This window comes from Streptomyces niphimycinicus, assembly GCF_018883605.1.
Taxonomy (GTDB): Bacteria; Actinomycetota; Actinomycetes; order Streptomycetales; family Streptomycetaceae; genus Streptomyces; species Streptomyces niphimycinicus.
This window is the reverse complement of the sequence record NZ_JAHLEM010000459.1, coordinates 1-14,648: the sequence shown is the minus strand read 5'-3', so window position 1 is coordinate 14,648 and position 14,648 is coordinate 1. Positions and strand designations below refer to the sequence as shown.

The window sequence follows — 14,648 nt, the reverse complement described above, 5'->3', positions numbered from 1 at the left end:
CGCCGCGTTCGCCACCGACGGACGGCTCGCGGACGGCGCCCCGGTACGGGTCCGCCGTCAGGTGCCCGTGCTGACCGAGCTGCCCGCGCGCACCGTGCGCGAGCGCACCCCGTTCCTCCCCGCTGGCGCGGTGGTGCTCACCGACGCGCCCGAGCCGCTCGCCGGTGCCGTGCCGCCGGAGGCGGACCTCACCGTCCTGTCCACGGCGCCGCTCGGGGCCCCGCGCCCCGGCTGGCACCATCTGTCCGAGGTCACCGAGGAGTCGGTCCGCCGGGCCCTTGCCGGTGCGGGCCCCGGGGCCATCCACCTCAGGGTGGTCGCCGACCTCGTCCGGGCGCCCACGGACGGCCCCGCGCCCCGCCTCACCGCCCTGCACGACGCCGCCTATCTGATGCTCCAGCACGTCTACGACGACCTGGGCGACCCCGGCTCCTCGGCCGTGGCGCTGCTGCTGGGCGCCGCGCCCGGCGGCACCCCGCATCCGTACACCGGGCTGTTCACCGGGCTGTGGAAGACCGCGGCCCTGGAGCGCGACGCCTGCCTCGCCTTCACGCTGGGCACCTCCGCCACCGACCTCACCGAGGCGATGGCCCGCGCCGAGGAGGAGAGCGCGGCCGAGCGGGTCTTCCCCGCGGTGTTCGACATCGACGGCGTACGGAGGACGTATCTGCTCTCCGACGAGCCGGCCGCCCCGGGCGAGGGGGCGCGGGCCGTGCTCGGCCCGGACTCCGTCGTGGTGGTCGCCGGGGGTGCCCGGGGTATCACCGCCGAGGTGGTCAAGGCGGTCGCCGAGCACTTCCGGCCCCGGATCTACGTCCTGGGCAGCAACTCCCTGGACGACTGGCCGCCGGAGACGTACGAGGGCACCGACGAGGAGTTCGCCGCCCGCCGTGCGGGCTACATCAAGACGGAGATCGCCCGGCGCGACGGCCGCACCGTCGCCGACATCAACCGCGCCTTCGACCGCATGGTCAACGCCCGCCGGGCGCGCCGGAACCTGGACGAGATGGCCGCCCACAGCGGTCCCGGCCGGGTCACCTACCTCGCCTGCGACATGCGCGACGGCGACGCGGTGGACGGGGCGATCGGCCGGGTCCTGGCCGAGCAGGGGCGGATCGACCTGCTGGTCAACGCCGCCGGGCTCCAGCGCTCGGGGCTGATCAAGGACAAGAGCTTCGCCGAGTTCACCGCCATCCGCGATCTGAAGCTGGACTCCTACCTCCACCTCAAGCGCGCCCTGCGCACCGCGCCGCCCCGGCTGTGGTGCAACTTCGGCTCGCTGCTGGGCTACTTCGGACAGCTCGGCGAGGCCGACTACGCGGCGGCCAACGACTTCCTGGCCGCCGCCGCGACCCACACCCGGGCCACCGGTGCGCGGACGGAGGAGTTCACCATCGGCTGGACGCTGTGGGAGGGCGTCGGCATGGGCGCCAACGAGCTGACCAAGGCGTACTACGAACGCGCCGGGTCGTACAGCAACATGGCCATCGCCGAGGGCATCCACCACTTCGTCCAGGAGCTGCACGCCCCCGTGCGGCGCCCCTCCGTCGTCCACCTCGGCGACGCCGAGCGCGCCACCGTCGAGCGCTTCTACCCCGGCTATCTGGCCACCACGGGCGAGGCGGAGCGGCCCGGGTTCTTCCTGCGCCGGCTGCTGGAGTCCGATGAGCGGTCGCTGGTCTACGAGTGCCCCTTCGACCTTGCGACCGACGGCTATCTGGAACACCACACGGTGCGCGGCGAGGCCACCCTGCCCGGCACCTTCGTCACCGAACTGGCCGCCGAGGCCGCCCGCGCCCTGGTCCCCGGCAAGCGGGTGATCGCCTTCGAGGATCTGCGCTTCGAGCACTTCCTGCGGGTCTACCGCGACCTCCCGGCCGGCCCGCGGCGCATCCGCGCCGAATTGGTCGACAGCCCCGGGGAGGTGACCGTCGTCCAGGTGCGGATCACCGAGGACGTGGTCGCGCCCAGCGGAGTGGTCCTGGTCGAGGACCGGGTCCACTTCCTGGCCCGGGTGCTGCTGGACACCGAGGCGCCCACCGCGCCGCGCTGGGAGGAATGGCCGGCGGGGGAGGAGACCCCGGTCCCCGACCCGTACCACCAGCCCGGCTCCCCGGTGCGGCTGACCGGCCCGTTCGTCTCCACCACCGACACCCGGATCCACCCCCGCGGCAAGCGCGCCCGCTACGCGCCCGACATCCCGGCCGGCGATCCGGTGTGGTCCCGGTTCACCGTGCCGTCCATCCTGCTCGACGGGCTGGCCCGGGTGGGGGTGCTGGAGCTGCTCGACGGACCTGACGGGCATCTGGTGCCGGTGGCCGCGCCGCTGTCGATCCGCCGGATCGATCTGTACGAGGAGATCAGCGACCACGATCTGGCCGCCTCCGGCGAGCCCGTCGACCTCTTCGTCACCCCGCCCGGCTTCGATCTGACGGCCGACGCCATCAGCAACCGCTTCGTCGCGGTGCGGCCCGACGGCCGGATGCTCCTCCAGATGAAGGACATGCGGGCCACCCTCATCGGCTATATCGACGCCGAGACCGGCGAGGCCGTCCCCGTCGAACAGGCGTCAGCGGGGGAGGACCGGACATGACCGTGGCGAAGGACGGGGCGCCGGTCCAGCCGGTGACCCGGATGGTGTGGCGGCTCACCGAGCTGCCGCGCCCCGCCGGGCCGCACCCCCGGCTCGCCGGGATACGGGTGCTGCTGATCGGCGGCGAGGAGGACATCGCCGCCGGTGTCGAGCGCGAACTGAAGGAACACGGCGCGCTGGTGCGCCGGGAGCCGGACGGCCCCGGCCCGGTGGACGCCATCGTCGACCTCACCGTGGGCCGGGCCCACGACCCGGACCCCGCCGCCCTCGCCGGGGCCTGGCGTCAGGCGCTGACCGGGACCGTGACCGCGCTGCGCGGCGTCTACGACGACTGGGCGGCCGAGACGGCCGCGGACCGGCTGTTCTATCTCGCCGTCAGCTACCTCGGCGGCGGGATGGGCCGGCATCCGCGGGACGGTCTGGAGCAGCCCCTGGGCGGCATCTGGGCGGGGCTCGCCAAGACCCTGCACCGGGAGTTCCCCAATGTGAACGCCCGCGTCGTCGACATCGACCTGGCCGCCTCCGCCGACCTGCCCGGCATCGTCGCCGCCGAGCTGGGCCGCACCGGCGAGATCGAGGTCGGCCACCGGGACGGCCGCCGGTTCACCCTCACCCCCGAGGACCGGCCCGTGGCCCCGCCCGCCCTCACCCTCGGCCCCGAGGACACCGTGCTGATCTCCGGCGGTGGCCGGGGCATCGGCTGGGAGCTGGCCCGCTCGCTGGCCGCCCGGCACGGCGTACGGGTCGTGGTCACCGGCCGGGAGCCGTTCCCGAGCGGGGACGAGCCCTGGTTCGGCGTGGACGAGGCCGGATGGAAGCGGTACGAGAAGGAGGTCTGGGCGGCCCGTACGAAGGGCGAGTCGCCCGCGAGGACCCGGGCCCGGCTCGCCCGCACCCACCGGCTGTGGGAGCTGGCCACCCATCTGACCCGCGCCCGGCGGGAGGGGCTGCGCATCGAGTACGCGCGCTGCGACTTCACCGACCGCGCCCAGGTGCGCGAGCTCATCCGGCGCGAGGACGCGCTGGAGGGCGGCCGGCTCGCCGGAGTGGTGCACAACGCCGGAGTGGACACCTCCGCCCGGCTGCCGAAGAAGACCGACGAGGAGATCCTGCGCACCGTCGAGGTCAAGATCGAGGGCTTCCTCAATGTCTTCGAGGAGGTGCGCAGGCGCGACCTGAAGTTCTTTTGCAGCGTCGGCTCCCTCACCGGACGGCTCGGCGGCATGGTCGGCCAGCTCGAATACGCCGCGGCCAACGACGGGCTGGCCCGGCTCGGCCAGTGGGCCGCCCGCCGGGCCGCGTTCCCCGTGATGACCCTCGCCTGGCCCACCTGGGACCGCATCGGCCTGATCGCCAACTTCGCCGCCACCCTGCGCTACATGGCCGCGATCGACGTGGCGGACGGGCTGGAGCGGTGGCGGGCCGAACTGCTGGGGGCCTCCGAGGGCGAGGTCACCTTCGTCGGGCCACTCGGCCAGGCCATCGACCCGGGCCAGGCCATCGGCTATCCGGTGGTGCCCGCGCTGCCCGGTTTCGCCACCGCCTATCCGAAGATCTTCCACCTCGGCGAGGTGACCGCCTACCAGCCGCACGCCCGGATGACGGCACGCGTCGTCCTCGATCCCGAACGCACCCCCGCGCTCGGCGACTTCCGCATCGACGGCGCCCCGGCGCTGCCGCTCTCCCTGCTGCTGGAGAACGCCGTGCGGGCCGCCGAATGGATCGTCCCGGAGGACTTCCCGGCGCTCACGGCCGGTGTTCCGGAGGAGATCGTGGTGCCGCTGTCGCTGCTGCGCCTGGACGGCCCGGCGATCCGGCTGGTCCGTGAGACCCGCGGCTTCCACGAGGGGCACAATTGGATCGTCGAGGTCCGCTACCGCCGGGAGGGGGCCGCAGGCGGCCCCGAGGCGAGCCTGCGCATCGTCCACGAGACCGGCGCGCCACGGCCGCCCGCCCCGCCGAGCCCCGCCGTCCGGCAGACCACCACCCTCCGCTCCGGGCCGCCGTTCCTGCACTGGCGCGGCGCCGTGGTGCCGGTGTGCGCATGGGGAGCGGGGCCGGAGGGCCGGCTGGTGGCCGAGGTGCCGCGCTGCCCGCCGGCCGACCTGTGGGCGACACCCCTCGTACCCGGGACGGCCCTTCCGGTCGCCGCGCTGGAGAACGTGGTGCGGCGGTGCACCACCCAGGGCGACGGCCTCTCGGTCACCGCCGACCCACTGATCCTCGGCCGCATCACACCGCACTCCGCCGAGCGCGGACCCACCCGAGTCGAGGGCGATCCCTCGCTCGGCGTCTGGCGGATCACCGACGCAGACTCCGGAGACCCCGTGGCGACCGTCTCGGGACTCTCCGGCCCGCTGGGAAACACCACGCGATAGAAGGGGAACCCCATGTCCACTCCCGAACAGAACAAGGCCGTCCTCGAGCGCTACTACGAGCAGTGCCTCAACAAGGGCAATCTGGACGTCATCTACGAGGGCGCCACCGAGGACCACATCAGCCACGGCACCGCCGAGAACGGCAAGGAAGGCGTGGAGCACCTGAAGGAGTGGGTGCGGCTCCAGCGCGCCTCCTTCCCCGACCTCCAGGTCACCGTGGACGACTGGATCCTGGACGGGAACAAGGTCGTCAGCCGGTTCACCGCACGCGGCACCCACACCGGTGACGCCTACGCGGGCATCATCCCGGCGCAGGGCCGCGCGCTGGAGATCCCCGGCATCGTCATCGACGAGTTCAACGACGAGGGCAAGATCGTGGAGAGCTGGTTCTCCATGGACAGCTACGACCTCGCCACCCAGCTCGGGGCGTTCGACGCGCCCCCCGCGTGACCGGCCGCTCGCCGGCCCCGGGACCCGGGGCCGGCCTCCCGGTCCTCATCACCGGCTGCTCCTCCGGCATCGGCCGTGCGTGCGCGCTGCGGCTGCACCGGGCCGGGCATGCCGTCTACGCCACCGCGCGGCGGCCCGAGACGCTGGACGAGCTGGCGGCCCTCGGCATCCACACCCTGGCGCTCGACGTCACCGACGAGGAGTCCATGGCCACCGCCGTCGCCAAGGTCGAGGCGGCGCACGGTGCGGTCGGGGCGCTGGTCAACAGCGCCGGCTACGCCATGTCGGGCTGTATCGAGGAAGCCTTAATGGCCGAGGTGCGCGAGCAGTTCGAGACCAATGTGTACGGACTGGTCCGGCTCAGCCAGTTGGTGCTGCCCGCGATGCGCGCCCACGGCGGCGGCACCATCGTCAACATCTCCTCCATCTTCGGCCGTTACGCCGTCCCCGGCTCGGGCTTCTACAACGCCACCAAGCACGCCGTGGAGGCGCTCAGCGACTCCCTGCGCAACGAGGTGGCCGACTTCGGGGTGCGGGTCGTCCTCGTCGAGCCGGGCCCGGTGCGCACCACCCGCTTCGGCGCCACCTACGTCGCCAACCTGCGGCCGGTGAGCCGGACGTACGAGACCTTCCGCCGGGAGAGCGCCGAGTACTTCGAGGCGATCTACACCGGCAGCCGCCGGACCCTGGCGGGCACCTTCGCGATCCAGTCCGACGACGTGGCCCGGCGGGTGGCGAAGGTGGTGGCCAAGGGCGCCCGCGGCTCCCGGCCGCGCGCCCGCTACCCCGTCGGACTGCTCGCCCACAGCACGATCACCCTGCGGCGCCTGGCGCCCGACGCCCTTTTCGACCATCTCTTCGTGCGCCGCCTCTTTCCGGTGCCCCGCGGGCCGCGGCCGCGAAAGCAAGGAGACCACCGATGAGCACAGCGACCTCCGCACCGCGCCTGGCACCCGGCCCCAAGGGCGTCCCGCTGATGGGCAGTCTGGGCCCCTGGAAGCGGAACACCGCCGAATTCCTGCTCGGTCTCCAGCGCGACCACGGCGAGATCGTCCGGATGCGGCTCGGCCCCTTCCTGGTGCACCAGGTGACCGAGCCCGAGGCGGTGCGCCGGGTGCTGGTGGAGAACAACGGCAACTACGTCCGCGGCCCGCTCTACGAGCAGTTCGGCGTGGTGATGGGCAAGGGACTGCTCACCACCGACGGCGAGTTCTGGCGCGCCCACCGGCGGGCGGTGCAGCCGGTGTTCCTCAAGAACGCCATCACCGACATCATCCCCAACATCATCCGGGCCACCGAGGAGATGCTGGAGAGCTGGGAGGCGAAGGCCGCCGCCGGTGAGCCGGTCGACCTGATGACCGACATGCTGCGGCTGACCCTGGTCACCCTCAGCCGCTCGCTGTTCGCCTACGACATCAGGCCGGACTCGGCCATGCTGAAGACGATCGTGGACGATGTGGTGGAGGTGATGTTCCGGCGCGGCACCGCCACCGAGATGCTGCCCTCATGGGTGCCGACGGACCGTCAGCGAAAGATCCTCAGGATCCACCGGGTCTTCGACCGCATCGTGGCCGATGTGCGCCGGAGCTACGCGGAGACGGGGGAGGGGCCGCTGATCTCGCTGATGGAGCAGGCCACCGACCCGGCCACCGGTGAGCCCTGGACCGATCAGCAGATCAAGGACGAGCTGCTCACCGTCTATCTGGCCGGCCATGAGACCACGGCCGTCTCCCTGTGCTGGACGCTGCTGTCGATCGCCGGCCACCCAGGCGTCCAGGAGGAGCTGGACGCGGAGATCGCCACGGTGCTCGGGGGCGGGCTGCCGGACGTGGCGAGCGCCGAGTCGCTCACGTACACCAAGATGGTCGTCGACGAGAGCCTGCGGATGCACCCGCCCATCTGGATCTTCCCCAGGGCGGCGGTGGACGCGGACACCCTCGGCGGCTATGACGTCGAACCGGGCTCCTCGGTGCTGCTGTCCCCGCTGGTCTCCCACCACAACCCGCGCCACTGGGACAACCCGCTGGCCTTCGACCCGTACCGGTTCACCCCGCAGGCCATCAAGGAGCGGCCGCGGATGGCGTACCTCCCGTTCGGCTCGGGGCCCCGGCAGTGCGTCGGCAACTTCATGGCGCTGCTGGAGCTGCGCATCATCGTGGCCATGGTGAACCAGCGCTTCCGGATCAGCCGGATCCCGGGGACCGAGCTGAGGTACGGCTCGCCGGTGATCTCGCTGCGGCCGCTGGAGAACGTGATGGTGACGGTGACCCCGCGCGAGCGGAGCACCGCCGCGCCCCGCCCGTCCCGGCGGACCGCCCCCGCCGGACCCGCCGCCTGCCCCCATCACCCGTAGGCCCCGCCGTCACCCGGATCCGGCGCGATCCACCCGTTGGTGGCCGAACCCGCCCTTTCCCATCTGCCGGAAGACTGTACGGGTGGTAAAAAATCCGTAAACGCCTTGGGGGAGGGCGAGTTGGGAAGCGCGCTCCTATGGGCGACCGGCCCCCGGCGTGTGCGCCGCGGCCGTCGCGGAGAAGGCGGCGGGCGCGCGCAAGGCGGTGATCATGGACGTGCGTACCCCTTCAAGCCGCGGTCCGAAGGCGTAAGCGGAAGCTGAGTTCGGGACCGGCCGGGCCCCCGTCGCCTTCCCTGATGGCGTGCGGACGATCTCGCCCGGGAAAGCGGGTCAGGAACTTTCGCGGAGTGAACCGCTGATCGAATACGAACCGAACAGGCGTGGTAAGAAACGCGCCCGCACCAGCGGCGGGGAGCCGGGGTGGGAGATCGTTATCGACGGGGCGCGGGCGCTTTTCGGGGAAAGCCCGTCTCGTCGTGATGTTGACGGGAAAACAGACCCGGTGCGGGAGGACCCGGGGGGCGAGGTCTGCCGGAACCGCCCGGTCCGGGCTTCTCGGTGCCGACCTGGCCGCATCGCGAAAGCCCGTGGCCCGGCTGCCCGGATATGGGGGACAAGGGCGGTATCGCTCTTGAGGTAACCACCCTTGCTTCCGACGCATCGTATTCGTATGGACCGGATGGTGTGAGTGGATCTGCCCCGGGTGAACCATGCGGCGGTGATCCCGTGTCACCGCGACATCCTCCGGCTGAGCCGCGGAAACCCCGGACGGCCGAACGCCCCGGCGCCGCCGACCGGAATGCCGTGACCCGTTTTGTCCCGGCGTTCGGGACTCTCCCGCCGGGCCGAAGTGGAAATCCACGGTGCCGACCGGTCGGTTTTCTCTCCGCTCCTGGTGGAACGGGTGGGGCGGGCCGTTTCCCCACACCTGCCGAGTCGGGCGAGAACGCAATCTCACCTCCGCTGGGCGCGTTTACCGCGGAGTGGCTCCGAGTGCGGAGATCGGTGATTCCCCGGCCGTCGCGAGAGCACTCCCGCGCCTTCTTCCCGAATGAATGTCCGACGTATGTGCGGACGCTCCCCCGCGTCGTCCGCTGACCCGGACGGTGGTCGCTGAGCCAACCGGCGGGGCAACCCCACGGATCTGTGGCAGGGTCGGAGGACTAGCAGTTGAACCAGAGCCGCTGTCACTGCCGCTGTTCACTAAACGGAGGCGCTGTATCGTGTGCGTGTACGCCGGGTTGTCGAGCGGCGCAGCATCAGGGAGGGGGACGCGTGTCGCCAGGGGAAGCGCACGTCGCACCGTACTCACGGCGCGAGCGCCTGCGCATCGCGACCATCCGTGAAATCAAGGACGTCGCCCGGACGCTCCTGGTTCAGGAGGGCCCGGAAAATGTGACCATCCGCGCCATCGCGCGTGAGATGGGCATGACCGCGCCGGCCGTCTACCGCTACTTCAGTAGTCGGGATGCGCTGATCCTTCAGTTGCGTGTGGACATTTTCGAGGAGATGGCCCGCTTCATGCGCGGGGTCCTCGGTCAGCACCCCGAGGAGGAGCCGGGCCGCCGGTGGATCAGCGGCGCCCGCGCGCTGCGCGTCTGGGCGATCAAGCACCCCCATGAGTTCGGGCTCATCCTCGGCCCGTGGGCCCCGGGGCTCGGCCGCGAGGAGACCAAGCCCGAGCGCCATATGAGCTGGGTCTTCGGCTCCGTCTACTCCGATCTGGTCGCCGATCTGTGGCGGGTGCGCGGCTTCCCCGCCCCGGACGTCGAGGAGCTCGACCCCGGGCTCGCGACCACCCTCACCGCGCTCAGCGAGGACCAGGACGTCGACATGCCCCCCGGCGCCATCGCCGTGATGCTCCGCTGCTGGGTGCGGCTGTACGGGGTGATCTCGATGGAGGCGCTCGGCCATATGTCCTTCGCGCTCTCCGAGGGCCAGCACTTCTTCGAGTTCGAGCTCCGCGATCTGTGCCGGGTGCTGGACATCGCCGAGTTCTACGAAGAGGTCGTCTGAGGCCAGGCGATGGCCCCCCGGAGACCGGCCCGGGGGCGTTCGCCGGCCAGGCGCCCGGCGCCACATCGGAGGTCACATCGGGGTATCGCCCCGTACACGTGTACACCGAGAGGCGTAAGCTGTGGCAATCACCGTCCGGATCATGCCTGAGCCGGCCGTTGTCCCCTGTTCGGGGGCCAGGGGCCGGAGCCCGTTGACAAGACGGAGCGGCGTGTCCGGATCGTGCCGACCCTGGTAACCGGTGTAGAACGGGGGATGTGACGGCATTGGCTAGACGGCCCATCTCCAGCGCTCCCGCGGGGCCCGGTCGCCGGGATCCACGTGGCGTCCTGGGTCTCGCCCCTATGCCTGGCTGTCCACGGTGACCGTCGAGGACGAGCGCAGCGGGTCCCATACCACGTCGAGCAGCCACAGCGGCGGGCCGGAAGCCGCTCGTGCCGTGCTCGACAAGGCCGCCCACGAGAACTTCCCCGTGGCCCCCTTCTTCCTGCCCCGCGCCTGGCGCACCGATCTGATGGCCGTCTACGGCTACGCCCGGCTGGTCGACGACATCGGCGACGGCGATCTGGCCCCTGGCGGCGCCGACGCCGAGCTCCTCGGACTCGACCGCGACCAGGCGGGCGACGCGCTCGCGATGCTGGACGCCTTCGAGGCCGACCTCCAGCGGGTCTTCCAGCCCTTCGGGGAGCCGCGCCATCCGCTGCTGGCGGCCCTGCGCCCCACCGTCCACCGCCATGGGCTCACCCCCGAGCCCTTCCGCGGCCTGATCGAGGCCAACCGCCAGGACCAGCGGATCCGGCGGTACGCCACCTACCAGGAACTGCTCGACTACTGCGAGCTGTCCGCCAATCCGGTCGGACGGCTCGTCCTCGGCATCACCGGCACCGCGAGCCCCGAGCGGATCCGCCACTCGGACGCCATCTGCACCGCCCTCCAGATCGTCGAGCACCTACAGGACGTGGCCGAGGACCTCCGCAGGGACCGCGTCTATCTGCCCGCCGAGGACATGAAACGCTTCGGTGTGACCGAGGCCGACCTCGCCGCCCCCAGGGGCGGCGTACGGTTGCGCGCCCTGGTCGCGGAGGAGGCGGAACGCGCCGCTGCCCTGCTGAATGAAGGCACCCCCCTGGTGGGTAGCGTCCACGGCAGGCTCAAGGTGCTGCTCGCCGGATTCGTGGCCGGGGGACGGGCCGCCTTGCGGGCGGTCGCGGCCGCGGGACATGACGTACTCCCTGGACCGCCCAGGCCCACCAAGCTCAGCCTGCTGCGCGAGGTGGGGGCGACACTGCGAAGAGAGGGGTGAGCCGGACCGTGAAGGGATCTCCGCACGCGTCCGCGCCAGTGCTCGCGGCGTACCGCTATTGCGAGGCCGTGACCGGGCACCAGGCCCGCAACTTCGCCTACGGCATCAGGCTGCTGCCGACGGAGAAGCGCCATGCGATGTCGGCGCTGTACGCGTTCTCCCGCCGGGTCGACGACATCGGCGACGGCCCCCTCGACCCGGAGGCCAAGCGGGCCCGGCTGACGGACACCCGTGCCCTGCTGGACCGGATGCGGGGCGGCGGGATCGAGGAGGACGACACCGACCCCGTCGCCGTCGCCCTCGCCCATGCCGCACACCGCTTCCCGATCCCGCTCGACGCACTGGACGAGCTGATCGACGGCGTGCTGATGGACGTGGCCGGGCAGACCTACGAGACCTGGGACGACCTCAAGGTCTACTGCCGCTGTGTGGCGGGCGCCATCGGACGGCTGTCGCTCGGCGTCTTCGGGACCGCCCCCGGCACCGGCCACCGCGAGGACGAGCTGGAGCGCGCCCCGTACTACGCCGACACCCTCGGGCTCGCCCTTCAGCTCACCAACATCCTCCGGGACGTCCGTGAGGACGCCGCCACCGGGCGCACCTATCTGCCCGCCGACGACCTCGCCAAATTCGGCTGCGCCGACGCGTTCCGCGGCTCCACCGCACCGCCCGACGCCGACTTCACCGGCCTGGTCCACTTCGAGGTGCGCCGGGCCAGGGCGCTCTTCGCCGAGGGCTTCCGGCTGCTGCCGCTGCTGGACCGGCGCAGCGGGGCGTGCGTGTCCGCCATGGCGGGCATCTACAGCAGACTCCTGGACCGGATCGCCAGGGATCCCGCGGCCGTCCTGCGTGGCCGCGTCTCGCTGCCGGGACACGAGAAGGCGTATGTGGCGGTGCGCGGGCTGGCCGGTCTCGACGCCCGCGCGGTCGAGCGCCGCGGCACCGGGAGGCCGGTGTGACCCATTCGACCCTGGGCTCCGCCCCGGCCGCCAGACGCGGCCCCGCCGGGCGCGGCGCGCTGGTGATCGGCGGCGGGCTCGCCGGTACGGCGGCGGCGCTCGAGCTGGCCGACGCCGGGCTGCGGGTCACCCTGGTCGAGGGCCGCCCCCGGCTGGGCGGCCTTGCCTTCTCCTTCCACCGCTCCTCCCCGGCCGGCGAGCTGACCGTCGACAACGGCCAGCATGTCCACCTGCGCTGCTGCACCGCCTACCAGTGGTTCCTGGACCGGGTCGGCGCCGCCCGGCTCGCCCCGCTCCAGGGCCGGTTGGACATCCCCGTCCTCGACGCCCGGGGGCGCGCCGGGCGGCGGCTCGGCCGGCTGCGCCGCACCGCCCTGCCGGTGCCGCTCCATCTGTCCAGGAGCCTGGCCACCTACCCCCATCTCTCCCTCGCCGAGCGCGCCCAGGTGGGCCGCGCCGCGCTCGCGCTGGGCCGCCTCGACCCCCAGGACCCGGCGCTGGACGGAGTGGACTTCGCAAGCTGGCTGCGCCGCCACGGCCAGTCGCCGCGCGCCGTCGAGGCGCTGTGGGACCTGGTCGGCGTGGCCACGCTCAACGCCACCGCGCCGAACGCCTCGCTGGGCCTTGCCGCGATGGTCTTCAAGACCGGGCTGCTCTCCCGGCCCGACGCCGCCGACATCGGCTGGGCCCGCGCCCCGCTCGGCGAGCTGCACCACACCCGCGCCCACCGCGCCCTGGACGCGGCGGGCGTGACGACCGAGCTGCGCACCCGGGTCACCGCCGTCACCCGCACCCCCGGGGGCCGCTGGAGCGTGGCCATGGCCGGGCGGCCGGGGGAGGAGCCACCGGCCGAGGCGGACGTGCTCGTACTGGCCGTACCGCAGCGCGAGGCACACGCCCTGCTGCCCGACGGCGCCCTGAAGGACCCCGGCAAGCTGCTGCGCATCGGCACCGCGCCGATCCTCAATCTGCATGTGATCTACGACCGCACCGTGCTGCGCCGCCCGTTCTTCGCCGCGCTCGGCTCCCCCGTCCAGTGGGTCTTCGACCGTACGGACGCCTCCGGGCTCAGGGCCGCGCCCGGGGCCGGGGACAGCCAGTATCTGGCGGTGTCGCAGTCCGCCGCGTACGACGACATCGACCGCCCGGTGGCCGAGCTGCGCGACCGCTATCTGCCCGAGCTGGAGCGGTTGCTTCCGGTCGCCCGCGGGGCAGCGGTGCGCGACTTCTTCGTCACCCGGGAGCGCACCGCCACCTTCGCCCCCGTCCCCGGCGTCGGCCTCCTGCGGCCCTCCGCCCCGACCGACGCGCCCGGCCTCTACCTGGCCGGCGCGTGGACCGCCACCGGCTGGCCCGCGACCATGGAGGGCGCCGTGCGCAGCGGTCTTTCCGCCGCCCGGGCGGCCCTCGGCCACCTCGGCCGCCCGCATGTGAACCCGCTCCCCGCCCCGGGCGGGGAGTCGCCCAAGGAGGCGGCATGAGCACCACCACCAAGAACAGAGGAGAGACCGTGACCCCGGCGACCCCCGCTGTCGACACCGCAGGAGTCATGGCGCTGCTGGAGCGCGGCCGCACGCTCGCCACGCCGGTGCTGCGCGCCGCCGTGAACCGGCTGGCCCCGCCCATGGACACCGTCGCCGCCTACCACTTCGGCTGGATCGACGCCGAGGGCAACCCGGCGGAGGGCGACGGCGGCAAGGCCGTACGCCCCGCGCTCGCCCTGCTGTCGGCCGAGGCCGCGGGTGCCGCCCCCGAGGCCGGGGTGCCCGGCGCGGTCGCGGTCGAGCTGGTGCACAACTTCTCGCTGCTCCACGACGACCTGATGGACGGGGACGAGCAGCGCCGCCACCGCGACACCGTCTGGAAGGTGCACGGCCCGGCCCAGGCCATCCTGGTCGGTGACGCCCTGTTCGCCCTGGCCAACGAGATACTGCTGGAGCTCGGCACCGCGGACGCCGGACGGGCCACCCGCCGGCTCACCGCCGCCACCCGCAAACTCATCGACGGCCAGGCCCAGGACATCTCCTACGAGCACCGCGAGCGGGTCACCGTCGAGGAGTGCCTGGAGATGGAGGGCAACAAGACCGGCGCCCTGCTGGCCTGCGCCGCCTCCATCGGCGCCGTGCTCGGCGGCGCCGACGACCACACCGCCGACACCCTGGAGCGCTACGGCTACCACCTGGGCCTCGCCTTCCAGGCCGTCGACGACCTGCTCGGCATCTGGGGCGACCCGGAGACGACCGGCAAGCGGACCTGGAGCGATCTGCGCCAGCGCAAGAAGTCCCTCCCCGTGGTCGCCGCGCTCGCCGCCGGCGGCCCCGACTCCGAGCGGCTCGCCCAGATCCTCGCCGCCGACGCGCACAAGCCGGAAGAGGAGTTCGCCGACTTCTCGGAGGAGGAGTTCGCCGTCCGCGCCGCGCTGATCGAAGAAGCGGGTGGCCGGGACTGGACCTCCCAGGAGGCCCGCAGACAGCATGCGACCGCCCTGGCGGCGCTGGACTCGGTGGACATGCCCGCCGAGATCCGGGCGCGGTTCGTGGCGCTCGCCGATTTCGTCGTCGTACGAGAGAGATGATCGCCATGGACCGCTAGT

Annotated in this window: 10 protein-coding genes; all 10 read left to right on the top strand. The window is 72.6% G+C overall.

Annotated features, from left to right (window positions below):
* Positions 1-2,593 (top strand): SDR family NAD(P)-dependent oxidoreductase (locus KN815_RS32685; protein WP_216345473.1); only part of this gene is annotated, 2,593 nt, incomplete at its 5' end.
* Positions 2,590-4,971, top strand: coding sequence for an SDR family NAD(P)-dependent oxidoreductase (locus KN815_RS32680; protein WP_216345472.1), 2,382 nt, complete (start codon positions 2,590-2,592; stop codon positions 4,969-4,971). The genes KN815_RS32685 and KN815_RS32680, both read left to right, overlap by 4 nt.
* Before the next feature lie 12 nt (positions 4,972-4,983).
* Positions 4,984-5,421 carry an ester cyclase gene (locus tag KN815_RS32675; protein WP_216345471.1) on the top strand — a complete coding sequence of 146 codons (438 nt, stop codon included), beginning with the start codon at positions 4,984-4,986 and terminating at the stop codon, positions 5,419-5,421.
* Positions 5,418-6,344 (top strand): SDR family NAD(P)-dependent oxidoreductase, encoded by a 927-nt coding sequence (locus tag KN815_RS32670; protein WP_216345470.1) that lies wholly within the window; start codon positions 5,418-5,420, stop codon positions 6,342-6,344. The genes KN815_RS32675 and KN815_RS32670 overlap by 4 nt, the downstream gene beginning before the upstream one ends.
* Positions 6,341-7,774: a cytochrome P450 gene (locus KN815_RS32665; protein WP_216345469.1), complete on the top strand. Its 1,434-nt coding sequence runs from the start codon at positions 6,341-6,343 to the stop codon at positions 7,772-7,774. The genes KN815_RS32670 and KN815_RS32665 overlap by 4 nt, the downstream gene beginning before the upstream one ends.
* A gap of 1,278 nt (positions 7,775-9,052) precedes the next feature.
* Positions 9,053-9,793, top strand: a complete 741-nt coding sequence (locus tag KN815_RS32660; RefSeq protein ID WP_216345468.1) for a TetR/AcrR family transcriptional regulator — start codon at positions 9,053-9,055, stop codon at positions 9,791-9,793.
* 439 nt (positions 9,794-10,232) lie between these two features.
* Positions 10,233-11,096, top strand: a complete 864-nt coding sequence (hpnC, locus tag KN815_RS32655) for a squalene synthase HpnC (RefSeq protein WP_216345475.1) — start codon at positions 10,233-10,235, stop codon at positions 11,094-11,096.
* Positions 11,093-12,055 carry a presqualene diphosphate synthase HpnD gene (gene hpnD / locus KN815_RS32650; protein WP_372458542.1) on the top strand — a complete coding sequence of 321 codons (963 nt, stop codon included), beginning with the start codon at positions 11,093-11,095 and terminating at the stop codon, positions 12,053-12,055. Before hpnC ends, hpnD begins: the two co-directional genes overlap by 4 nt.
* Positions 12,052-13,536, top strand: coding sequence for a hydroxysqualene dehydroxylase HpnE (gene hpnE / locus KN815_RS32645; RefSeq protein ID WP_253209381.1), 1,485 nt, complete (start codon positions 12,052-12,054; stop codon positions 13,534-13,536). The genes hpnD and hpnE overlap by 4 nt, the downstream gene beginning before the upstream one ends.
* Positions 13,533-14,630 carry a polyprenyl synthetase family protein gene (locus KN815_RS32640; protein ID WP_216345466.1) on the top strand — a complete coding sequence of 366 codons (1,098 nt, stop codon included), beginning with the start codon at positions 13,533-13,535 and terminating at the stop codon, positions 14,628-14,630. The genes hpnE and KN815_RS32640 overlap by 4 nt, the downstream gene beginning before the upstream one ends.
* Positions 14,631-14,648 lie beyond the last annotated feature (18 nt).